Source organism: Pseudomonas sp. R4-15, from assembly GCF_055768815.1.
Window position 1 is genome coordinate 641,975 of the sequence record NZ_CM147293.1, and the last position, 22,392, is coordinate 664,366.

Annotated in this window: 22 protein-coding genes; 21 read left to right on the forward strand and 1 reads right to left on the reverse strand. The window is 62.3% G+C overall.

What is annotated here, in order from left to right; all coding sequences use genetic code 11:
- Positions 1 to 27 precede the first annotated feature (27 nt).
- Positions 28 to 1,524 (reverse strand): chromosomal replication initiator protein DnaA, encoded by a 1,497-nt coding sequence (gene dnaA, locus ACYRGX_RS03070; protein WP_473055145.1) that lies wholly within the window; start codon positions 1,522 to 1,524, stop codon positions 28 to 30.
- Positions 1,525 to 2,057: 533 nt separating this feature from the next.
- On the opposite strand from dnaA, the gene rpmH reads away from it, so the two are divergent.
- The 21 genes from rpmH to glmS all read left to right on the forward strand — a co-directional run bounded on the left by rpmH (position 2,058) and on the right by glmS (position 22,317).
- Complete coding sequence (gene rpmH, locus ACYRGX_RS03075) at positions 2,058 to 2,192, forward strand: 50S ribosomal protein L34 (protein ID WP_003100258.1); 135 nt, start codon at positions 2,058 to 2,060, stop codon at positions 2,190 to 2,192.
- Between the two features lie 13 nt (positions 2,193 to 2,205).
- The gene (rnpA, locus tag ACYRGX_RS03080; RefSeq protein WP_473055146.1) at positions 2,206 to 2,607 is read left to right on the forward strand and encodes a ribonuclease P protein component; all 402 of its coding nucleotides are present in this window, start codon (positions 2,206 to 2,208) and stop codon (positions 2,605 to 2,607) included.
- Positions 2,591 to 2,833 (forward strand): membrane protein insertion efficiency factor YidD, encoded by a 243-nt coding sequence (yidD, locus tag ACYRGX_RS03085; RefSeq protein WP_473055147.1) that lies wholly within the window; start codon positions 2,591 to 2,593, stop codon positions 2,831 to 2,833. Before rnpA ends, yidD begins: the two co-directional genes overlap by 17 nt.
- 13 nt (positions 2,834 to 2,846) lie before the next feature.
- Positions 2,847 to 4,592 (forward strand): membrane protein insertase YidC, encoded by a 1,746-nt coding sequence (gene yidC, locus ACYRGX_RS03090; protein ID WP_473055148.1) that lies wholly within the window; start codon positions 2,847 to 2,849, stop codon positions 4,590 to 4,592.
- 66 nt (positions 4,593 to 4,658) lie between these two features.
- Positions 4,659 to 6,026, forward strand: a complete 1,368-nt coding sequence (gene mnmE / locus ACYRGX_RS03095; RefSeq protein WP_473055149.1) for a tRNA uridine-5-carboxymethylaminomethyl(34) synthesis GTPase MnmE — start codon at positions 4,659 to 4,661, stop codon at positions 6,024 to 6,026.
- A gap of 663 nt (positions 6,027 to 6,689) precedes the next feature.
- On the forward strand, positions 6,690 to 8,582 hold the full coding sequence (gene mnmG / locus ACYRGX_RS03100) for a tRNA uridine-5-carboxymethylaminomethyl(34) synthesis enzyme MnmG (protein WP_473055150.1): 1,893 nt from the start codon (positions 6,690 to 6,692) through the stop codon (positions 8,580 to 8,582).
- On the forward strand, positions 8,582 to 9,229 hold the full coding sequence (gene rsmG / locus ACYRGX_RS03105; protein ID WP_473055151.1) for a 16S rRNA (guanine(527)-N(7))-methyltransferase RsmG: 648 nt from the start codon (positions 8,582 to 8,584) through the stop codon (positions 9,227 to 9,229). Before mnmG ends, rsmG begins: the two co-directional genes overlap by 1 nt.
- A gap of 15 nt (positions 9,230 to 9,244) precedes the next feature.
- Positions 9,245 to 10,033 (forward strand): ParA family protein, encoded by a 789-nt coding sequence (locus ACYRGX_RS03110; protein WP_473055152.1) that lies wholly within the window; start codon positions 9,245 to 9,247, stop codon positions 10,031 to 10,033.
- A 9-nt stretch (positions 10,034 to 10,042) separates the two neighbouring features.
- Positions 10,043 to 10,912 (forward strand): ParB/RepB/Spo0J family partition protein, encoded by an 870-nt coding sequence (locus ACYRGX_RS03115; protein ID WP_473055153.1) that lies wholly within the window; start codon positions 10,043 to 10,045, stop codon positions 10,910 to 10,912.
- 154 nt (positions 10,913 to 11,066) lie between these two features.
- Positions 11,067 to 11,471, forward strand: coding sequence for a F0F1 ATP synthase subunit I (locus ACYRGX_RS03120; RefSeq protein WP_473055154.1), 405 nt, complete (start codon positions 11,067 to 11,069; stop codon positions 11,469 to 11,471).
- Positions 11,472 to 11,487: 16 nt separating this feature from the next.
- Positions 11,488 to 12,357, forward strand: coding sequence for a F0F1 ATP synthase subunit A (gene atpB, locus ACYRGX_RS03125; protein WP_473055155.1), 870 nt, complete (start codon positions 11,488 to 11,490; stop codon positions 12,355 to 12,357).
- Positions 12,358 to 12,412: 55 nt separating this feature from the next.
- Complete coding sequence (atpE, locus tag ACYRGX_RS03130) at positions 12,413 to 12,670, forward strand: F0F1 ATP synthase subunit C (RefSeq protein WP_003097235.1); 258 nt, start codon at positions 12,413 to 12,415, stop codon at positions 12,668 to 12,670.
- 56 nt (positions 12,671 to 12,726) lie between these two features.
- Complete coding sequence (locus ACYRGX_RS03135; RefSeq protein ID WP_473055156.1) at positions 12,727 to 13,197, forward strand: F0F1 ATP synthase subunit B; 471 nt, start codon at positions 12,727 to 12,729, stop codon at positions 13,195 to 13,197.
- Between the two features lie 12 nt (positions 13,198 to 13,209).
- Entirely contained in the window at positions 13,210 to 13,746 is a 537-nt protein-coding gene (locus tag ACYRGX_RS03140) for a F0F1 ATP synthase subunit delta (protein WP_473055157.1), read from the forward strand.
- A gap of 21 nt (positions 13,747 to 13,767) precedes the next feature.
- On the forward strand, positions 13,768 to 15,312 hold the full coding sequence (atpA, locus tag ACYRGX_RS03145; RefSeq protein ID WP_473055158.1) for a F0F1 ATP synthase subunit alpha: 1,545 nt from the start codon (positions 13,768 to 13,770) through the stop codon (positions 15,310 to 15,312).
- A 48-nt stretch (positions 15,313 to 15,360) separates the two neighbouring features.
- Complete coding sequence (gene atpG, locus ACYRGX_RS03150) at positions 15,361 to 16,221, forward strand: F0F1 ATP synthase subunit gamma (RefSeq protein ID WP_473055159.1); 861 nt, start codon at positions 15,361 to 15,363, stop codon at positions 16,219 to 16,221.
- Positions 16,222 to 16,240: 19 nt separating this feature from the next.
- A complete protein-coding gene (atpD, locus tag ACYRGX_RS03155) occupies positions 16,241 to 17,617 on the forward strand; it encodes a F0F1 ATP synthase subunit beta (RefSeq protein WP_473055160.1) in 1,377 nt (458 codons plus the stop codon).
- 74 nt (positions 17,618 to 17,691) lie between these two features.
- Positions 17,692 to 18,117, forward strand: a complete 426-nt coding sequence (locus tag ACYRGX_RS03160; RefSeq protein WP_473055161.1) for a F0F1 ATP synthase subunit epsilon — start codon at positions 17,692 to 17,694, stop codon at positions 18,115 to 18,117.
- Between the two features lie 145 nt (positions 18,118 to 18,262).
- Positions 18,263 to 19,624 (forward strand): bifunctional UDP-N-acetylglucosamine diphosphorylase/glucosamine-1-phosphate N-acetyltransferase GlmU, encoded by a 1,362-nt coding sequence (glmU, locus tag ACYRGX_RS03165; protein WP_473055162.1) that lies wholly within the window; start codon positions 18,263 to 18,265, stop codon positions 19,622 to 19,624.
- A gap of 76 nt (positions 19,625 to 19,700) precedes the next feature.
- On the forward strand, positions 19,701 to 20,474 hold the full coding sequence (locus ACYRGX_RS03170; protein WP_473055163.1) for a DeoR/GlpR family DNA-binding transcription regulator: 774 nt from the start codon (positions 19,701 to 19,703) through the stop codon (positions 20,472 to 20,474).
- A 10-nt stretch (positions 20,475 to 20,484) separates the two neighbouring features.
- Positions 20,485 to 22,317 carry a glutamine--fructose-6-phosphate transaminase (isomerizing) gene (gene glmS / locus ACYRGX_RS03175; RefSeq protein WP_473055164.1) on the forward strand — a complete coding sequence of 611 codons (1,833 nt, stop codon included), beginning with the start codon at positions 20,485 to 20,487 and terminating at the stop codon, positions 22,315 to 22,317.
- The last annotated feature ends 75 nt before the right edge of the window (positions 22,318 to 22,392 follow it).

A 22,392-nucleotide genomic window follows, 5' to 3' on the forward strand; every position in this document is an offset into this window, starting at 1 on the left:
TCCCTTGCCTGAGGCTGCTAATTGGGTTCAGGTGGTCAAAGTACGCAGCAGTTTCTTGTAATCCTCGCGGATATCCGCGTCGGACTCCCTCAACTCGGCGATTTTGCGGCAGGCGTGCAGCACCGTGGTGTGATCACGCCCGCCAAAGGCATCGCCTACTTCCGGCAGACTATGGTTGGTCAACTCCTTGGACAAGGCCATCGCCACCTGGCGCGGCCGAGCAATGGAACGCGAGCGGCGCTTGGACAACAGATCGGACATCTTGATCTTGTAGTAGTCAGCGACCACCCGCTGAATGTTGTCGATGCTGACCAACTTGTCCTGCAACGCCAACAGATCCTTGAGCGATTCGCGGATCAATTCGATAGTGATATCGCGCCCCATGAAGTGGGCATGGGCGATCACGCGCTTGAGCGCGCCTTCCAGTTCACGCACGTTGGAGCGGATGCGCTGGGCGATGAAGAACGCCGCATCGTGGGGTAGCTCGATGCGCGCCTGGTCCGCCTTTTTCATCAGAATCGCGACGCGGGTTTCCAGCTCCGGCGGCTCTACGGCCACCGTCAGCCCCCAGCCAAAGCGCGACTTCAGGCGCTCTTCCAGTCCCTCGATCTCCTTGGGATAACGGTCGCTGGTGAGAATCACCTGCTGGCCACCCTCGAGCAAGGCATTGAACGTGTGGAAGAACTCTTCCTGGGAACGTTCCTTCTTCGCGAAGAACTGGATGTCGTCGATCAGCAAGGCATCCACCGAACGATAGAATCGTTTGAACTCGTTGATCGCATTGAGCTGCAGCGCCTTGACCATGTCCGCGACGAAGCGCTCCGAATGCAGGTACACGACCTTGGCGTTCGGATTCTTCTTCAACAGGTGGTTACCCACCGCGTGCATCAAGTGCGTCTTACCCAGACCCACACCCCCGTAGAGGAACAGGGGGTTGTAACCGTGCTTGGGGTTGTCCGCCACTTGCCAGGCCGCCGCCCGGGCCAGTTGGTTGGACTTGCCCTCAACGAAATTTTCGAAGGTGAAGGTACGGTTCAGGTAGCTCGTATGCTTGAGGCCACCTTCGACCTGGACGGTACGCGGCGGCGTGTCGACCACCGGCGGCGGTGGCGGCGTCACCTGTTCTTCGATGGCCACAGTTGCCGGCTCAGCGAAGGAAAGCTGCTCACGAACGGGGACCGGCGTTGGCTCGACCGCGACCTCGGCTACCGGCTGCCGCGCTTGAGCGGCCTGCGCGGCAGCCAACGGAGCGTTCGGAGCAGGACGCGCGGCAGAACTGCGGCGGCTGCCGATCAACAGCGCCAGCGAGGGAGATGCCCCCTCGCTACGCTCATCAAGCAGCTCCAACAATCTACCCAGGTATTTTTCGTTGACCCAATCGAGCACGAAACGGTTGGGTGCATAGACACGCAACTCGTGACCTTCCGCCTCGACCTGCAATGGGCGAATCCAGGTATTGAACTGCTGCAAAGGCAGCTCGTCGCGCAGCAGGTCAACACACTGCTGCCACAGTTCCACCGACACGGAAGCCCCCGAAAGCCAGAGAAGTAAAGCGGGCTATTGTAGCTGTCGGCACGCCGGTTATCCACATGTATGAGGCCAAGAGGCACGTCAAATCAAGCGCTTGGAAAAACACTGTGACTGAGCAGGCTTTTCTCCCTGTTAATAACTACCGTATCGAACACCTTCAGGCTTGTGGAAAGCCGACAGGAAAAACCCTCCTGTGTACAAACCACCAATCCATCCACAGACAGCATTCAGGAGACCCACACCGCTAACACCTGTTCCTGACAGAGCTATGCAAGGTCGCAGGACGCGTGTTGCCTGACCCTGGCATGGTTATCCACAGAGGGTGGAGCTCCTAAGAGCATTTACATTCACTGTCTTCTAAATCATTTCTTTCTTTCTATTTAATCTGCCTCCGTGCGGCCGGCGCGCTGATCACCGGAAATCTACGTTGGACGGAAATTGACCTACCGCGTGGCTTTCAATAGAATTGCCGGTCTCAAAAAACCGGGGCCACTTCAGGCCCGTAGTGACCACCAGGTAAAAGCACCATGAAACGCACTTTCCAGCCCAGCACCCTCAAGCGCGCTCGTGTCCACGGTTTCCGCGCCCGCATGGCCACCAAGAACGGCCGTCAAGTCCTGTCGCGTCGCCGCGCCAAAGGCCGCAAGCGTCTGACCGTCTAATAGACCGGCACGGGTGGTGAGTCGGGACTTCGGTCGGGAAAAGCGTCTGCTGAATCCCCGGCAATTCAAGGCGGTCTTCGACTCTCCCAGCGGCAAGGTTCCGGGCAAAAGCCTGCTGCTCCTCGCTCGCGATAACGCTTTGGATCATCCCCGTTTGGGCCTGGTGATCGGCAAGAAGAGCGTACGCCTCGCTGTCGAGCGCAATCGTCTTAAGCGTCAGATACGCGAATCCTTTCGCCTCAACCAGGATGCCCTGGCTGGCTGGGATATCGTGATCGTCGCGCGCAAAGGATTGGCAGAGTTGCAGAATCCGGAGATGGCTCAACAACTGGCCAAACTCTGGAAACGCCTGGCGCGTCAACGCAGCCCACGCGCCAATCCCGCTTCGGAGATGGACGATGGTCACTCCCAGTAGGCTGGCCCTGCTGCCCATCCGCTTCTATCGCTACGCCATCAGCCCCTTGATGGCGAGTCATTGCCGTTTCTATCCCAGCTGTTCCTGCTACGCCCAGGAAGCCATTGAAAATCATGGCTTACTCCGTGGTGGGTGGCTCAGCGCACGGCGACTTCTCAGATGCCACCCATGGCATCCCGGCGGCTACGACCCCGTTCCGCCCAAGCACCCTTCCCGACCTTCCTGACGGCCGAGTACTCATGGACATCAAACGCTCGATACTGCTTGTCGCATTGGCAGTCGTGTCCTACCTCATGGTTCTGCAGTGGAACCAGGACTATGGCCAGGCGGAACTCCCGCCGAGCCAGACCCAGAACGCCAACGCGGCATTGCCCACCCTACCGGATGCCGGCAACAGCGAGTCGACCGCCAGCAGCGCCGACGTACCGAGCGCCAGCAGCGAACAGACCGCCCAGGCTCCCGAAGCGGTACAGGCACCCAGCAATGAGCTGATCCGCGTTCGCACCGACGTGCTCGACCTCGCCATCGACCCCCGTGGCGGCGACATCGTGCAATTGCGCCTGCCGCTATACCCGCGTCGTCAGGACACCCCGGACGTTCCTTTCCAGCTGTTCGACAACGGCAACGAACGTACCTACCTCGCGCAAAGTGGCCTCACCGGCGCCAATGGACCGGACGCGCGCCGCGAAGGTCGTCCGCTGTATACCAGCGCCCAGCGCTACTACGAGTTGCAAGACGGTCAAAACCAGTTGGTCGTCGACCTCTCCTACAGTGAGGGCGGCGTCGACTACACCAAGCGCTTCACCTTCAAGCGTGGCGTCAACCCGCAGTGCTCCGCGCGCGATCTCGAACTGAAGAAGCCCGGTTGCATCGACACCGCGGCCTACGACATCGATGTCCGCTACCTGATCGCCAACAAGAGCGAGCAGACCTGGAACGGCAACCTGTTCGCCCAACTCAAGCGTGACAACAGTGGCGACCCCTCTTCGACGACCGCCACCGGTACCACCACCTATCTGGGTGCCGCACTGTGGACCGCCGATGAGCCTTACACCAAGGTGTCCATGAAGAACATGGACAAAGGCCCGCTGCGCGAAACCGTCGAGGGTGGCTGGGTCGCCTGGCTGCAGCACTACTTCGTCACCGCCTGGGTACCGCAACCGGGTACCACCAACGTGGTGCAGACCCGCAAGGACAGCCAGGGCAACTACATCATCGGTTTCACCGGCCCCGCAATCAGCGTCGCGCCGGGCAGCCAGACTGAAGTCTCCGCCAATCTGTATGCCGGTCCGAAGATCCAGGGTTACCTCAAGCAACTGTCTCCGGGTCTGGAACTGACGGTCGACTATGGCTTCCTGTGGTTCCTCGCCCAGCCGATCTTCTGGTTGCTGCAACATATCCACAGCATTCTCGGTAACTGGGGTTGGTCGATCATCGTCCTTACCCTGATCATCAAGATGGCCTTCTTCCCGCTCTCCGCCGCCAGCTACAAGTCCATGGCCCGTATGCGCGCCGTGGCTCCGAAGATGCAGGCCCTCAAAGAGCAATTCGGTGATGATCGCCAGAAGATGTCCCAGGCGATGATGGAGCTGTACAAGAAGGAACGCATCAATCCGCTGGGCGGCTGCTTGCCGATCGTGGTGCAGATGCCGGTGTTCCTGGCCCTGTACTGGACCCTGCTGGAATCCGTGGAGATGCGCCAGGCGCCGTGGATCCTGTGGATCACCGACCTGTCGATCAAGGATCCGTTCTTCATCCTGCCGATCATCATGGGTGCCACCATGTTCATCCAGCAGCGTCTGAATCCGACGCCGCCGGACCCCATGCAGGCGCGCGTGATGAAGCTGATGCCGATCATCTTCACCTTCTTCTTCCTGTGGTTCCCGGCCGGCCTGGTGCTGTACTGGGTGGTCAACAACTGCCTGTCCATCGCCCAGCAGTGGTATATTACCCGGCGTATCGAGGCTGCCGCCAAGCACGCCTAGATCACCGAGATACCCGCAAACGCCCCCTCGTGGGGCGTTTCGCGTTTCAGCCCCCAGGAGGTCAGCATGCAGCCCGTCAACGACACCATCGCGGCCGTCGCCACCGCCCAGGGTCGTGGCGGCGTCGGTATCGTGCGCGTCTCCGGCCCGGCGGCGCAGTCCATCGCGCTGGCCATTGGCGGCTTCCAGCCACGCCCGCGTCACGCCCATTACACGGGGTTCCAGGATCTGGCTGGCGAAGTGCTGGACGAGGGCCTGCTGCTGTACTTTCCGGGGCCGAACTCCTTCACGGGCGAGGATGTTCTCGAACTCCAGGGCCACGGGGGTCCGGTGGTGCTGGACCTGCTGCTGCAGCGGTGCCTGCAATTGGGCGCACGACAGGCGCGTCCCGGCGAATTCAGCGAGCGGGCGTTCCTCAATGACAAGCTCGACCTCGCCCAGGCCGAGGCTATCGCCGACCTGATCGAAGCCAGCTCGGCGCAAGCCGCGCGTAACGCCCTGCGTTCGTTGCAGGGCGAGTTTTCCCGGCGAGTCCATGCACTGACCGAGAAGCTCATCGAGCTGCGTATCTACGTCGAGGCCGCCATCGACTTTCCCGAGGAAGAGATCGACTTCCTCGCCGATGGCCATGTATTGAAGCAACTGGACGCGCTGCGCGAACAGTTATCCACAACGCAACGGGAAGCCGGCCAAGGCGCCCTGTTGCGCGACGGCATGACGGTGGTCATCGCCGGGCGGCCGAATGCGGGAAAGTCGAGCCTGCTCAATGCGCTGGCAGGCCGGGAAGCGGCCATCGTCACGGAGATTGCCGGGACCACGCGCGACGTACTGCGCGAACATATCCACATCGATGGGATGCCCCTGCACGTGGTGGATACCGCGGGGCTGCGGGAGACCGCCGACCAGGTCGAACGCATCGGTGTGGAACGCGCCCTTTCCGCCATCGAAGGAGCCGATCGCGTACTTCTGGTCGTCGATGCCACGGCTCCGGAGGCCAGCGATCCCTTCGCCCTCTGGCCGGAATTCCTCAGCGCTCGTCCTGACCCCGCCCGGGTCACGCTGATCCGCAACAAGGCGGACATCACCGGTGAGGCAGTCGCCCTGCAGGAGGACGGCGATGGGCGTGCCAGCCTGAGCCTTTCCGCACGTTCCGGCGCGGGCCTCGACCTGCTACGCGAGCATCTCAAGGCGTGCATGGGCTATGAACAGACCAGTGAGAGCGGCTTCAGCGCCCGCCGGCGCCACCTCGATGCGCTGCAACGGGCATCCGAGAGTCTTGCCCATGGCCATCGACAGCTCACTGCAGCGGGGGCGGGTGAATTGCTCGCCGAGGATTTGCGTCAGGCCCAGCAAGCCCTGGGAGAAATCACCGGGGCCTTCAGCGCCGATGACTTGCTGGGACGTATCTTCTCCAGCTTCTGCATCGGCAAGTAACAGCACTGGCCGAGCAAGGCCGATGGCGCTCGACTTTCCCTAGGTCGCGGCGCGCCTGTTGATAACCCGTTCAGCCGCTTCTCCGTGTCCATGCATTTCGGCAGCCCTTCTCCCTCCCTATCGTTCACCACTCGTTCTTCAGAGCTCCCCATCTGAAGGAGAGGTGCTTGCCCACGTTCGCCGATAACGCCTCCCATTGGCTGCCACTCCTGCCCAGCAGCGACTCTCCAGAGCAGTCGTTGCTGCTGCCGTGACGCTGCCAGGCGGTTCACGGAGCCCTGTTGATAACGCCACTGGAGGTCTTTGGAAAAGACCTGACGAAAACGGTGGAGCAATCGCCAACGGGAAAAGCACGCCGGTTATCAACAGGAATTTCGCTGCCTGCTCACGGGTAACCTTCTGTGGATACACAGGATTGTTATAGCGCTTCATAAGGCGTGAATATTGGCTTACAGCTACTTATCAACAGAAAGGACGGGGTCTAGTAGTTAACATATCTACAAGCTCTTTTTTTCAATGTTCCTTTTTAATCTATTTTTTCCACAGTGACGCCTCCCAGGGCATTGATCGTTTTTCACCCAATTTCGACTTCTTTCCCAAGGCACAACTCCCTATAATCCCGGGTCCTGTTTTTTCCCCGCCCACACGGGCAACGAGGTACTCGTGGATTTCCCTTCCCGTTTCGACGTGATCGTCATCGGCGGCGGCCATGCCGGCACCGAGGCCGCGCTCGCGGCCGCACGCATGGGCGTGAAAACGCTGCTGCTGACGCATAACGTGGAAACACTCGGACAGATGAGCTGCAATCCGGCCATCGGCGGTATCGGCAAAAGTCATCTGGTGAAGGAAATCGATGCCCTCGGCGGCGCCATGGCCATCGCCACGGACAAGGGCGGTATCCAGTTCCGCGTCCTTAACAGCCGCAAAGGCCCTGCAGTACGGGCAACTCGCGCCCAGGCCGATCGCGTGCTGTACAAGGCAGCCGTACGGGAAATTCTCGAGAACCAGCCCAATCTGTGGATATTCCAGCAAGCGGCCGATGACCTGATCGTCGAAGGTGAACAGGTACGCGGCGTAGTGACCCAGATGGGCCTGCGTTTCCTCGCCGAGCAGGTGGTGTTGACTACCGGGACCTTCCTCGGGGGTGTTATCCACATTGGTCTGCAGAACCACTCAGGGGGGCGCGCCGGTGATCCGCCGTCCATCGCGCTAGCTCAACGCCTGCGTGAGCTGCCACTGCGGGTGGGGCGATTGAAGACCGGTACGCCGCCACGTATCGATGGCCGCTCTGTGGATTTCTCGGTGATGAGCGAGCAGCCTGGCGATACGCCGATACCGGTGATGTCGTTCCTCGGCGAACAGGCGCAGCATCCGCGCCAGGTGAGCTGCTGGATCACGCATACCAACGCGCGTACCCACGAGATCATCGCCGCCAACCTCGATCGTTCGCCGATGTATTCCGGCGTCATCGAAGGCGTTGGGCCGCGCTATTGCCCGTCGATCGAAGACAAGATCCATCGCTTCGCCGACAAGGACAGCCATCAGGTCTTCCTCGAGCCCGAGGGGCTCACCACCCATGAGCTGTACCCCAACGGTATTTCCACCTCGTTGCCGTTCGACGTACAGCTGCAGATCGTTCGCTCGATCCGCGGCATGGAGAACGCCCACATCGTTCGTCCCGGCTACGCCATCGAGTACGACTACTTCGATCCGCGCGACCTGTGCTCTAGCCTGGAGACCAAGTCCATTGCCGGCTTGTTCTTCGCCGGGCAGATCAACGGCACCACCGGTTACGAGGAAGCCGGCGCCCAGGGACTGCTCGCCGGCGCCAACGCCGCGCTGCGTGCACAGGGCCGAGAAGCCTGGTGCCCGCGGCGTGACGAGGCCTACCTGGGCGTACTGGTCGACGACCTGATCACCCTGGGTACCCAGGAGCCGTATCGGATGTTCACTTCGCGCGCCGAGTACCGCTTGATCCTGCGTGAGGACAATGCTGACCTGCGCCTGACGGAGAAGGGCCGCGAACTGGGTCTGGTCGATGACGCCCGCTGGGCCGCCTTCGAACACAAGCGTGAAGCGATTGCCGCCGAGGAACAGCGCCTGAAGAGCACCTGGGTGCGTCCGGGCACGCCACAGGGCGAAGCGATCGCCGAGCGCTTCGGCAGCCCGCTGGCGCGTGAATACAACCTGCTCAACCTGTTGACCCGTCCGGAGGTGGATTACGCCGGGCTGATGCAGGCCAGCGGCGCCGAGCCCGCTGCGGAACAGGTCGCCGAGCAGGTGGAGATCCGCACCAAGTACGCCGGCTACATCGAGCGTCAGCAGGAAGAGATCAACCGTCTGCGCGCCAGTGAGAACACCCGCGTGCCGGTGGACATCGACTACACGAGCATTCCCGGCCTGTCCCGCGAGATCCAGGGCAAACTGGCCCAGGCGCGTCCGGAAACCCTCGGTCAGGCTTCGCGCATTCCCGGCGTCACACCGGCAGCGGTGTCGTTGCTGCTGATCCATCTGAAGAAACGCGGCGCGGCTGCGTCGCTGGAGCGCAGTGCCTGATGGCCGCACATGCCCCTGCCCATCTGGAAGAATTGCAGCGCGGTGCCGACCAACTGCAGATTGCCCTGAGTTCCACGCAGTGTTCGGCCCTGCTCGATTACCTGGCACTGCTGGTGAAGTGGAACAAGGCCTACAACCTCACCGCCGTGCGCGACCCTGACGAGATGGTTTCGCGTCACCTGCTCGACAGTCTCAGCGTGGTGCCGCATGTGGCTCCCAGAGGCGCGCACTGGCTCGACGTCGGCAGCGGCGGTGGCATGCCGGGCGTACCGCTGGCGATCCTGTTCCCCGAGCGTCGTTTCACCCTGCTCGATGGCAACGGCAAGAAGACCCGTTTCCTCACCCAGGTGAAGGCCGAGTTGGGCTTGGCTAACCTGGAGGTGGTGCACGCTCGGGTCGAGGCCTTCGCCCCGGAGCAGCCCTTCCAGGGCATCATTTCGCGGGCCTTCAGCGAGTTGAAGAATTTCACCGACTGGACCCGCCACCTGGGCGGCCTGGATACCCATTGGCTGGCGATGAAGGGCGTGCAGCCCGACGACGAACTGCAGGCCTTGCCCGAGGATTTTCGCGTGGAATCCTGCCAGGCACTGCAAGTCCCCGGTTGCCAAGGCCAGCGCCATCTGCTGATACTGCGCCGCTTCAAGTGACCGGGACCGTCTGACATGGCCAAAGTCTTCGCCATCGCCAACCAGAAGGGCGGGGTCGCCAAGACCACCACCTGCATCAACCTGGCGGCCTCGCTGGTCGCGACCCGGCGACGGGTTCTGCTCATCGACCTCGACCCCCAGGGCAATGCCACGACCGGCAGCGGTGTGGACAAGCTCGCCCTGCAGCACTCGATCTACGACGTGTTGATCGGCGACTGCAGCCTGGTCGATGCCATGCAGTTCTCTGAACACGGCGGCTACCAGTTGCTGCCGGCGAACCGCGACCTGACCGCTGCGGAGGTCGAGCTGCTCGAAGTCCCGAGCAAGGAGGGACGCCTGCGCGAAGCGCTGGCGCCGGTGCGCGAGAACTACGACTACATCCTCATCGACTGCCCGCCGTCGCTGTCGATGCTCACCGTCAACGCACTGGTCGCCGCCGATGGCGTGATTATCCCGATGCAGTGCGAGTACTACGCACTGGAAGGGCTCACCGACCTGATCAACTCGATCCAGCGCATCGGTCAGTTGCTCAATCCTTCGCTGAAGATCGAAGGATTGCTGAGAACCATGTACGACCCTCGGGTGAGTCTGACCCAGGACGTCTCCGAACAACTCAAGGCGCATTTCGGCGAGCGTCTCTACGACACCGTCATCCCGCGTAACGTGCGCCTGGCCGAAGCGCCCAGCCATGGCATGCCCGCGCTGGTCTACGACAAGCAGTCCAAGGGCGCGCAGGCGTACCTGGCGCTGGCCGGCGAGCTGGCGCGCCGCCAGCGCCAGGCCGCGCGTCAAGCAACCGCATAAGGAATCCGCATGGCAACCAAGAAACGAGGTCTCGGACGTGGACTGGACGCCCTGTTGGGCGGCGGCTCCGTCGTGTTGCAGGAGCAGGCCTCCCAGGCGGATCCCCGCGAGCTGCGAGAGCTGCCGCTCGAACTGATCCAGCGCGGCAAGTACCAGCCACGGCGTGACATGGACCCCGCGGCCCTCGAAGAACTGGCCCAGTCGATCCGTGCCCAGGGGGTGATGCAGCCGATCGTGGTGCGGCCCATCGACGACGGTCGCTACGAGATCATCGCCGGCGAACGGCGTTGGCGCGCCAGTGCCCAGGCGGGTCTGCGCACGATCCCGGCGCTGGTGCGCGAAGTGCCGGACGAAGCCGCCATCGCGATGGCGCTGATCGAGAACATCCAACGCGAGGACCTCAACCCCATCGAGGAGGCCTTCGCCCTGCAGCGCCTGCAGCAGGAGTTCCAGCTGACCCAGCAGCAGGTCGCCGAGGCTGTGGGTAAGTCGCGGGCGACCGTCGCCAATCTCCTGCGCCTGATCGGTTTGCCCGAAGAGGTCAAGACACTGCTGGCGCACGGTGACCTGGAAATGGGGCATGCCCGGGCATTGCTGGGATTACCGGCGGAACGTCAGGCGGAAGCCGCGCGACACGTTGTCGCACGAGGCCTCACCGTACGTCAGACCGAGGCGCTGGTTCGACAGTGGCTGAGCACGGCGGAGAAACCTGCCGAAGGGGTCAGGAACGATCCAGACATCGCTCGCCTGGAACAGCGTCTGGCCGAGCGCCTGGGCTCTCCGGTACAGATTCGCCACGGCGCCAAGGGAAAAGGCCGACTGGTCATCAGCTACAGTTCGCTGGATGAACTGCAGGGTGTTCTCGCCCACATCCGCTGAAACAATTGTTCACGGGTTGAGCTGTAGTCGACGCGCACAAAAGACTACCGGCGGTTGATAGCCTTCAACCGCCCCCCTATACTCTGCGCGCATTTTCCGCGGCACAAACTATGCCAAACACCCATCGTTATCGGTCTTTCCGGAAAGTGTGCTGATGGTCGCCCGCATGCCAAAACGCTTGCCCTTCCATCGTCTGGCAGTGTTCCCCCTGTTGCTCGCACAGTTGCTGGTTTTGCTGGTTGCAGCAGTGGTGTTGTACGCCTGGCTGGGAACCATCGCGGGATATTCGGGATTGTGTGGCGGGTTGATCGCCTGGCTACCCAATCTCTACTTTGCCCACAAGACGTTCCGCTTTGGCGGTGCGCGGGCAGCCCAGGCCATCGTCCGATCTTTCTATGCGGGCGAGGCGGGCAAATTGTTTCTCACGGCAGCGTTGTTTGCGCTGACGTTTGCAGGGGTCAAGCCTTTGAACGCTGCGGCTTTGTTCGGAGTGTTCGCGCTGACACTGGGGGTCGGTTGGCTAGCACCGCTGCTGATCAGAAAAAGAACATCGAATTGATGCGTTGAGGCAGACAATGGCAGCAGAAAGCGCTTCGGGTTACATCCAACATCACTTGACCAACCTTACCTTTGGTCAACATCCCGTGAATGGCTGGAGCTTCGCCCATAACGCGCAGGAAGCTCAGGACATGGGATTCTGGGCATTCCACGTCGATACCCTGGGTTGGTCGGTATTCCTCGGCCTCGTGTTCATCCTGCTGTTCCGCATGGCCGCCAAGCGTGCCCACAGCGGCGTGCCCACCGGCCTGCAGAACTTCGTCGAAGTGATGGTGGACTTCGTCGATGGCAGCGTGAGAGACACCTTCCACGGCCGCAACGCGCTGATCGCCCCGTTGGCGCTGACCATCTTCGTCTGGGTCTTCCTGATGAACCTCATGGACTTGGTGCCGGTGGACTGGCTGCCGTTGCTGGCGGCGAAGCTGAGCGGTAACGAACACCTGTTCTTCCGCGTTGTGCCGACCACCGACCCGAACGCGACCCTGGGCATGGCCCTGTCGGTGTTCGCGCTGATCCTGTTCTACAGCGTGAAGGTCAAGGGGATCGGTGGCTTCCTCGGTGAACTCACCCTGCATCCCTTCAGCAGCAAGAACATCGCGCTGCAGATCCTGCTGGTGCCGGTCAACTTCCTGCTCGAATTCGTCACCCTGATCGCCAAGCCGGTATCGCTGGCACTGCGACTGTTCGGCAACCTGTATGCCGGTGAGCTGATTTTCATCCTGATCGCCATCATGTTCGCCAACGGCGTCGTTCTCGGTGGTCTGGGTATCGTTCTGCAGTGGGCGTGGGCGACCTTCCACATCCTGATCATCACCCTGCAGGCGTTCATCTTCATGATGCTGACCATCGTCTATCTGGCGATGGCGCATGAAGACAGCGATCACTGATCCGAATTATCCAAGCTCCACCCCCTAACCAAAACGACATAGAGTCGGAGGAAAAATGGAAACTGTAGTTGGTCTCACCGCAATCGCCGTTGCCCTGCTGATCGGCCTGGGCGCTCTGGGTACTGCCATCGGCTTCGGTCTGCTGGGCGGCAAGTTCCTGGAAGGTGCTGCTCGCCAGCCGGAAATGGTCCCGATGCTGCAGGTCAAAATGTTCATCGTCGCGGGCCTGCTCGACGCCGTCACCATGATCGGCGTTGGTATCGCTCTGTTCTTCACCTTCGCAAACCCCTTCGTTGGTCAGATCGCTGGCTGATCGCTCGCATCTCGAGTGAATTGGTTTGACGGACAACGAACAAGCGAGGTGTTGGCGTGAACATTAATGCAACCCTGATTGGCCAGTCCGTTGCTTTCTTCATCTTCGTGCTTTTCTGCATGAAGTTCGTGTGGCCTCCGGTCATCACGGCGATGCGTGAGCGTCAGAAGAAGATCGCAGACGGCCTGGACGCTGCCAACCGCGCTAATCGTGATCTGGAGCTGGCACAGGAAAAAGTGGCCGAGCAACTGCGTGATGCCAAGGCCCAGGCGGCTGAAGTCATAGAGCAGGCCAAAAAGCGTGCTAACCAGATTGTCGATGAGGCCCGTGATCAGGCTCGTGTCGAGGGTGATCGCATCAAGGCCCAGGCACAGGCGGAAATCGAGCAGGAACTGAACAGCGCCAAAGATGCTCTGCGGGCCCAGGTAGGTCTGCTGGCGGTCACTGGTGCAGAGAAGATCCTGGGTAGCTCCATCGATCAGAACGCGCACGCGGGGCTGGTTGAAAAACTGGCCGCCGAAATCTAAGCGAGGTCGATCATGGCAGAACTGACCACGCTGGCCCGACCTTATGCCAAGGCAGCTTTCGAGTATGCCCAGGCCCGTCAGCAGCTGGCCGCCTGGTCGGCCATGCTCGGCTTGGCGGCAGCGGTGTCTCTGGACGAGCGCATGCAGCGCGTTCTGAAAGCCCCGCGTCTGACCAGCAAGGAAAAGGCCGACACCTTCATCGAGGTGGGCGGCGAAGAGTTCGATGCCGCGGTACGCAACTATCTTCACATCCTGGCCGAGCACGAGCGTCTGTCGCTCCTGCCGGACATCGTCGCACTGTTCGAGCTGTACAAGGCCGAACAGGAAAAGTCGATGGATGTCGAGGTGAGCAGTGCCTTCGCATTGAACGCCGAACAGCAAGACAAACTCGCCAAGGTTCTCAGCGCTCGGCTCGGCCGGGAAGTGCGACTGCACGCGGCGGAAGATCCCTCCCTCATCGGGGGTGTGGTCATCCGTGCCGGCGACCTGGTTATCGATGGCTCGGTTCGCGGCAAGCTCGCGAAACTGGCCGAAGCGTTGAAATCCTGAGTTTGAAGGGGCAGCAGAGCAATGCAGCAACTCAATCCTTCCGAAATTAGTGAAATCATCAAGGGGCGTATCGAGAAACTCGATGTCGCTTCCCAGGCCCGTAACGAAGGCACCATCGTCAGCGTTTCCGACGGTATCGTGCGCATCTACGGCCTCGCCGACGTCATGTACGGCGAGATGATCGAATTCCCCGGCGGCATCTACGGTATGGCGCTGAACCTGGAGCAGGACTCCGTCGGTGCGGTCGTACTGGGCAGCTACCTCGGCCTGGCCGAGGGCATGAGCGCCAAGTGCACCGGTCGCATCCTCGAAGTGCCGGTCGGTCCCGAACTGCTCGGCCGCGTGGTCGATGCCCTGGGTAACCCGATCGATGGCAAAGGTCCGATCAACGCCGCTGCGACCGACGCGGTGGAAAAGGTCGCTCCGGGCGTGATCTGGCGTCAGTCGGTCGACCAGCCGGTGCAGACCGGTTACAAGGCCGTCGATGCGATGATCCCGGTCGGTCGTGGCCAGCGCGAGCTGATCATCGGCGACCGTCAGATCGGTAAGACGGCCCTGGCCGTCGACGCCATCATCAACCAGAAGAACAGCGGCATTCGCTGCGTCTACGTAGCCATCGGTCAGAAGCAGTCGACCATCGCCAACGTGGTTCGCAAGCTGGAAGAACACGGCGCGCTGGACAACACCATCGTCGTCGCCGCGTCCGCTTCCGAATCCGCTGCGCTGCAGTTCCTGGCACCTTACGCCGGCTGCACCATGGGCGAATACTTCCGCGATCGCGGTGAAGACGCGCTGATCGTCTATGACGATCTGTCCAAGCAGGCTGTGGCCTACCGCCAGATTTCCCTGCTGCTGCGCCGTCCGCCGGGCCGTGAAGCCTACCCGGGCGACGTGTTCTATCTCCACAGCCGTCTGCTGGAGCGCGCATCCCGCGTCTCCGCCGACTACGTCGAGAAGTTCACCAACGGTGCCGTGACCGGCAAGACGGGCTCGCTGACCGCTCTGCCGATCATCGAAACCCAGGCCGGCGACGTTTCCGCGTTCGTTCCGACCAACGTGATCTCGATCACCGACGGTCAGATCTTCCTGGAAAGCTCCCTGTTCAACTCGGGTATCCGTCCGGCCGTCAACGCCGGTATCTCGGTCTCCCGCGTCGGTGGCGCTGCCCAGACCAAGATCATCAAGAAGCTCTCCGGTGGCATCCGTACCGCCCTGGCTCAGTACCGTGAACTGGCGGCCTTCGCCCAGTTCGCTTCTGACCTGGACGAAGCGACCCGCAAGCAGCTCGAGCATGGTCAGCGCGTTACCGAGCTGATGAAGCAGAAGCAGTACGCGCCGATGTCCATCGCCGACATGGCCCTGAGCCTCTACGCCGCAGAGCGTGGATTCCTGGGCGATGTGGAACTGGCGAAGATCGGTAGCTTCGAGACTGCGCTGATTGCCTACTTCAACCGTGATCATGCCGACCTGATGGCGAAGATCAACGTGAAGGGTGACTTCAACGACGAAATCGACGCAGGCATCAAGGCCGGCATCGAGAAGTTCAAGGCCACCCAAACCTGGTAAGCCGCAGCGGGGCCTTCGGGCCCCGCCTGCTAACCCTAAAGGTGTGAAATGGCAGGCGCAAAAGAGATTCGCAGCAAGATTGCGAGCATCAAAAGCACGCAAAAGATCACCAGCGCCATGGAAAAGGTGGCGGTCAGCAAGATGCGCAAGGCGCAGATGCGTATGGCTGCCAGTCGTCCTTACGCCGAGCGTATCCGTCAGGTGATCGGCCATCTGGCCAATGCCAACCCGGAATACGTCCACCCGTTCATGATCGAACGTGAGGTCAAGCGGGTCGGTTATATCGTCGTGACTTCCGACCGCGGCCTCGCTGGCGGCCTGAACACCAACCTGTTCAAGGCGCTGGTCAAGGACATGGGCGAGAATCGCGGGCAGGGTGTCGATATCGACCTCGCGGTGATTGGCGCAAAAGGCGCGTCCTTCTTCCGGAACTTCGGCGGCAACGTTGTAGCGGCGATCAGCCATCTGGGCGAAGCGCCTTCGATCAACGACCTGATCGGCAACATCAAGGTCATGCTGGATGCCTACATGGAAGGTCGCATCGACCGCCTGTACGTGGTTTCCAACAAGTTCGTGAACACCATGACCCAGAAGCCGACCGTGGAGCAGTTGATTCCGCTGGTGGCCGACGAGAACGCCGAATACAAGCATCACTGGGACTATCTCTACGAGCCCGATGCCAAGCAGCTTCTCGAAGGTCTGCTGGTGCGCTACGTGGAATCCCAGGTGTATCAGGCCGTAGTCGAGAACAACGCTGCCGAGCAGGCAGCGCGGATGATCGCCATGAAGAACGCCACCGATAACGCGGGCGAGCTGATCAGCGAATTGCAGCTGATCTACAACAAGGCCCGTCAGGCTGCGATCACCCAGGAAATCTCGGAAATCGTCGGCGGCGCTGCCGCGGTTTAACATTCAGAGGACTCAGAAGATGAGTAGCGGACGTATCGTTCAAATCATCGGCGCCGTCATCGACGTGGAATTCCCGCGCGATCAGGTTCCGAATGTGTATGACGCGCTGAAGGTCGAAGGCGCGCAGACCACCCTGGAAGTCCAGCAGCAGCTGGGCGACGGCGTGGTGCGTTCCATCGCCATGGGCTCGACCGAAGGTCTCAAGCGTGGCCTGAACGTCAACAGCACCGGCGAAGCCATTACCGTTCCGGTTGGCACGGCCACCCTGGGTCGCATCATGGACGTCCTGGGCAACCCCATCGACGAAGCCGGCCCGATCGGTGAAGAAGAGCGTTGGGGTATCCACCGCGCAGCGCCCTCCTATGCGGAGCAGGCTGGTGGCAACGATCTGCTGGAAACCGGCATCAAGGTCATCGACCTGGTCTGCCCGTTCGCCAAAGGCGGCAAGGTCGGCCTGTTCGGCGGCGCTGGCGTCGGCAAGACCGTGAACATGATGGAGCTGATCCGTAACATCGCCATCGAGCACAGCGGTTACTCCGTGTTCGCCGGTGTGGGCGAGCGTACCCGTGAAGGGAACGACTTCTACCACGAGATGAAGGACTCCAACGTTCTCGACAAGGTCGCCCTGGTCTATGGCCAGATGAACGAGCCGCCGGGTAACCGTCTGCGCGTGGCACTGACCGGCCTGACCATGGCCGAGAAGTTCCGTGACGAAGGCCGTGACGTTCTGCTGTTCATCGACAACATCTACCGCTACACCCTCGCCGGTACCGAAGTGTCGGCACTGCTGGGTCGTATGCCGTCCGCGGTGGGCTACCAGCCGACCCTGGCCGAGGAGATGGGTGTTCTGCAGGAGCGCATCACCTCCACCAAGAAAGGCTCGATCACCTCGATCCAGGCCGTCTACGTTCCCGCGGACGACCTCACCGACCCGAGCCCGGCGACCACCTTCGCCCACTTGGACGCTACCGTGGTTCTGTCCCGTGACATCGCTTCGCTGGGTATCTACCCCGCGGTCGATCCGCTGGACTCCACCAGCCGCCAGCTGGACCCGAACGTGATCGGTCAGGAGCACTACGAGACCGCGCGTGGCGTGCAGTACGTGCTGCAGCGTTACAAGGAACTGAAAGACATCATCGCGATTCTCGGCATGGACGAACTGTCCGAAGCCGACAAGCAGCTGGTGTCCCGCGCTCGTAAGATCCAGCGCTTCCTGTCGCAGCCGTTCTTCGTCGCCGAAGTCTTCACCGGCGCGCCTGGCAAGTACGTTTCCCTGAAGGACACCATCGCGGGCTTCAAGGGCATCCTCAACGGCGACTACGACCATCTGCCCGAACAGGCGTTCTACATGGTCGGTGGTATCGAAGAAGCCGTCGAGAAAGCCAAGAATCTGTGATCATTGTCCGCTGACGGGCAAACGGATCGGTTCGCGGGCACGCCCGCGCGCCGATCTGCCAAGCGAGGTTAGAGATGGCTATGTCAGTCCATTGCGATATCGTCAGTGCCGAAGGGGAAATCTTCTCCGGTTTGGTCGAGATGGTGATCGCCCACGGCTACCTGGGGGACCTGGGCATCGCACCGGGTCATGCGCCGCTGCTCACCGAGCTCAAGCCTGGCCCCATTCGCATCACCCAGCAGGGTGGCGCTGAAGAGGTGTACTACATCTCGGGTGGTTTCCTCGAAGTCCAGCCGAACGTGGTGAAGGTCCTGGCCGACACCGTGACTCGCGCTGCCGATCTCGACGAAGCCGCTGCCGAAGAGGCGGTCAAGGCCGCCGAGAAGGCCCTGAGTGCCAAAGGCGCCGAGTTCGACTACGGCTCCGCCTCTGCCCAACTGGCCGAAGCGGCAGCCCAGCTGCGTACCATTCAGCAACTGCGCAAGCAGGCCAAACGCTGATTGCCAACGTAGTGCAGAAAAAGGGGTAGCTTCGGCTACCCCTTTTTCGTTCCCATCCCCTGATGAACATTCGAGCGCTTGTCGCTTCGAGACGTCTGGCATATGGTCGCGACGTCCCGTCTTAACGTTGAAGGAGATCAGTTGCATGTCCCTGGATGTCGTCATCCTCGCCGCCGGCCAAGGTACCCGCATGCGTTCGGCCCTGCCCAAGGTACTGCATCCGGTGGCCGGCAAGCCGATGCTCGGTCATGTCGTCGAGGCTGCCCGCGCCCTGCAGCCACGAGCGATCCACGTAGTCGTCGGGCATGCTGCCGAGCGAGTACGTGAAAGCCTGGTGGGGGACGACCTGAACTTCGTCGTGCAGGCCGAGCAACTGGGTACCGGGCATGCTGTCGCCCAGGCATTGCCGCACATCCAGGGTGAGCGTGTGCTGGTGCTCTACGGTGATGTGCCGCTGATCGAAGTGGAGACGCTGCAACGCTTGCTGGACCAGCTCGATGACCGGCGCCTGGCGCTGCTCACCGTGACCCTGGACGATCCTACCGGCTACGGCCGCATCCTGCGTGACGCGCAAGGACGGGTCACCGCCATCGTCGAGCAGAAGGACGCCACGGCCGAACAACGGGCGGTACGCGAAGGCAATACCGGCATCCTGGCGATGCCCGCGGCACGCATGGCCGACTGGCTGGGGCGGCTGTCCAACGACAATGCCCAGGGCGAGTATTACCTCACCGACCTGATTGCCATGGCGGTGGCCGATGGCCTGGAGATATCCACAGGCCAGCCGCAGGACGCCATGGAAGTGCAGGGCGCCAACGACCGCCTGCAACTCTCGCAGCTGGAACGCCATTACCAGGCACGGGCCGCCCGCCGGCTGATGGCTCAGGGCGTGACGTTGCTCGACCCGGCGCGCTTCGATCTGCGCGGGAGCGTCGAGGTTGGTCGCGACGTGCTCATCGACGTCAACGTGATCCTCGAAGGCAAGGTGTGCATCGAGGACGGCGTGAGCATCGGGCCGAACTGCGTGATCAAGGACAGCATCCTGCGCCAGGGCGCCGTGGTGAAGGCCAACAGTCACCTGGAAGGCGCTGAGGTGGGCGAGGGCGCCGACTGCGGGCCGTTCGCACGCCTGCGTCCCGGCACCAAGCTGGGCGCCAGGGCGCATGTGGGTAACTTCGTCGAGCTGAAGAACGCGACCCTCGGCGAAGGCGCCAAAGCCGGGCACCTGAGCTACCTGGGCGATGCCGAGATCGGTGCCCGCAGCAACATCGGTGCGGGCACCATTACCTGCAACTATGACGGTGCCAACAAGCACCGCACGGTGATGGGCGAGGACGTCTTCATCGGTTCCAACAGTGCCCTGGTGGCGCCGGTCACCCTCGGGGATCGTGCCACCACCGGTGCCGGCTCCACCGTGGTCAGCGATGTTGCGGCGGACTCGCTTGCGGTCGGGCGCGCCCGACAGCGCAATATCGAAGGCTGGCAGCGGCCGCAGAAGAAGCGCTGATCCTCAGCCAGCGCTTGCGATCGGCGGGTCGCTATGTTTTGATTCGCGAAATTTTCTTTCGAATCGAAACATTTTAATGTCGAAACGAAATACCCCACAGCGCCGGCACGCCATACTCGCCTTGCTCACCGAGCAGGGCGAAGTCAGCGTGGACGCCCTGTCGCGACGTTTCGAAACCTCCGAGGTGACCATCCGCAAGGACCTCGCCGCCCTGGAAGCCAACGGCCTGCTGCTGCGTCGCTATGGCGGGGCGGTGCCGGTGCCGCAGGAACTGGTGACCAGCGACAGCCAGCCCGCCTCGCCCTACAAGCGCGCCATCGCGCGGGTTGCGGCCGATCTGATTCGTGAGCATGCACGCATCATCGTCGACTCCGGCAGCACCACCGCGGCACTGATTCCGGAGCTTTCGCGCAAGCGCGGCCTGGTGGTGATGACCAACTCGCTGAACGTCGCCAATGCCCTGCGCGAACTGGAGCCCGAGCCGGTGTTGCTGATGACGGGCGGTACCTGGGACCCGCATTCGGAGTCCTTCCAGGGGCAGGTGGCGGAACAGGTGCTGCGCTCCTACGATTTCGACCAGTTGTTCATTGGTGCCGACGGCCTGGATCTGCAGCGAGGTACCACCACCTTCAACGAGCTGCTCGGCCTGTCGCGGGTCATGGCCGAGGTGGCGCGCGAGGTGATCGTCATGGCCGAAGGCGACAAGCTCGGCCGGCGCATTCCCAATCTGGAGCTGCCCTGGAGCAGCGTCCATACCCTGATCAGCGACACGCGCCTGCCCGAAGCGGCGCGTGACAGCATCCGGGCGCGTGGCGTGGAACTGATCCTCGCCCGCGTCGAAGACCGATAGGAGAAGCAGCATGTGCGGCATCGTGGGCGCCATCGCCGAACGTAACGTCACCCCGATCCTCGTCGAAGGCCTCAAGCGCCTCGAATACCGTGGCTACGACAGCGCCGGCGTGGCCCTGCTTGGCAGCGCCGGGCTGGAGCGCCGCCGCTGTGTGGGCAAGGTCGCCGAACTGGAGCAGGCGTTGCGCGAGCAACCGTTGGCCGGGCGCCTGGGCATCGCCCATACGCGCTGGGCGACCCATGGTGCGCCCAGCGAGGCGAACGCCCATCCGCATTTCTCCGGCGACCGCCTGGCGGTGGTGCATAACGGCATCATCGAGAATCACGAGGCATTGCGCGAATGGCTGCGCGGCAAGGGCTACGCGTTCACCTCGCAGACCGATACCGAGGTCATCGTCCACCTGCTGCACCATCGCCTGCAGGAAACCGGGGACCTCACCAGCGCGCTGAAGATGGCGGTTAGCGAACTGCACGGTGCCTATGGCCTGGCGGTGATCAACGCCGCCCAACCGGACCGTCTGCTCGCCGCGCGCAGCGGCAGCCCGCTGGTGATCGGCCTGGGTCTGGGCGAGAACTTCCTCGCGTCCGACCAGTTGGCGCTGCGCCAGGTCACCGACCGCTTCGTCTACCTGGAAGAAGGCGACATCGCCGAGATTCGTTTGGACGGTGTCAGCATCTGGGACGTTGACGGCCACGCGGTGCAGCGCGAGACGGTGCGCTACCACGAAGGCGCCGAGGCCGCCGATAAGGGCGAGTACCGCCACTTCATGCTCAAGGAAATCCACGAGCAGCCGCGCGTGGTACAGCGCACCCTGGAAGGCCGCCTGGGCGAGGATCACGTCATGGTCCCGGCCTTCGGCCCGGGTGCAGAGGCATTGCTCAAGCAGGTGCGCAATGTACAGATCGTCGCTTGCGGCACCAGCTATCACGCCGGCATGGTCGCTCGTTACTGGCTCGAGGAACTGGCCGGTATCCCCTGTCAGGTGGAAGTCGCCAGCGAGTTCCGCTACCGCAAGGTGGTGGTGCAGCCGGACACCCTGTTCGTCACCATCTCCCAATCCGGGGAAACCGCCGACACCCTGGCAGCGTTGCGCAACGCCAAGGCGCTGGGTTACCTGGGCAGCCTGGCGATCTGCAACGTCGGCACCAGTTCGCTGGTTCGCGAGTCGGACCTGACGCTGCTGACCCAGGCCGGTCCGGAAATCGGCGTGGCCTCGACCAAGGCCTTCACCACCCAGTTGGTCGCCTTGCTGTTGCTGACGCTGGGACTGGGGCAGTTGCGCGGCGAGTTATCCACAGCGGACGAGGCGGCGCTGGTTTCCGAGTTGCGCCGGCTGCCCTCGCGCCTGGACGAGGCGCTGGCGATGGACAAGACCATCGAGCAGGTCGCCGAGCTGTTCGCCGAGAAGCACCACACCCTGTTTCTCGGTCGTGGCGCACAGTATCCGGTGGCCATGGAGGGGGCGCTCAAGCTCAAGGAAATCTCCTACATCCACGCCGAGGCCTACCCCGCCGGCGAGCTCAAGCACGGCCCGCTGGCGCTGGTCGATGCGGACATGCCGGTGGTCACCGTAGCGCCGAACAACGAGTTGCTGGAGAAACTCAAATCCAACCTGCAGGAAGTCCGCGCCCGTGGCGGCGAGCTGGTGGTGTTCGCCGATGCCGGCGCCGGCCTGGGCAATGGGGAAGGCGTGCACGTGGTGGGCATGCCGCGCATCCACGACGTGCTCGCGCCGATCCTCTACACCCTGCCGCTGCAATTGCTCTCCTACCACGTCGCCGTGCTCAAGGGCACCGACGTCGACCAGCCGCGCAACCTGGCAAAGTCGGTGACCGTGGAGTGATCTTCACCGCTTGAGGACAGACGGCGCCTGTCCCGCTCGACTATAGTGTGGCGAGGTGAAATGTCTCGCGCGCGA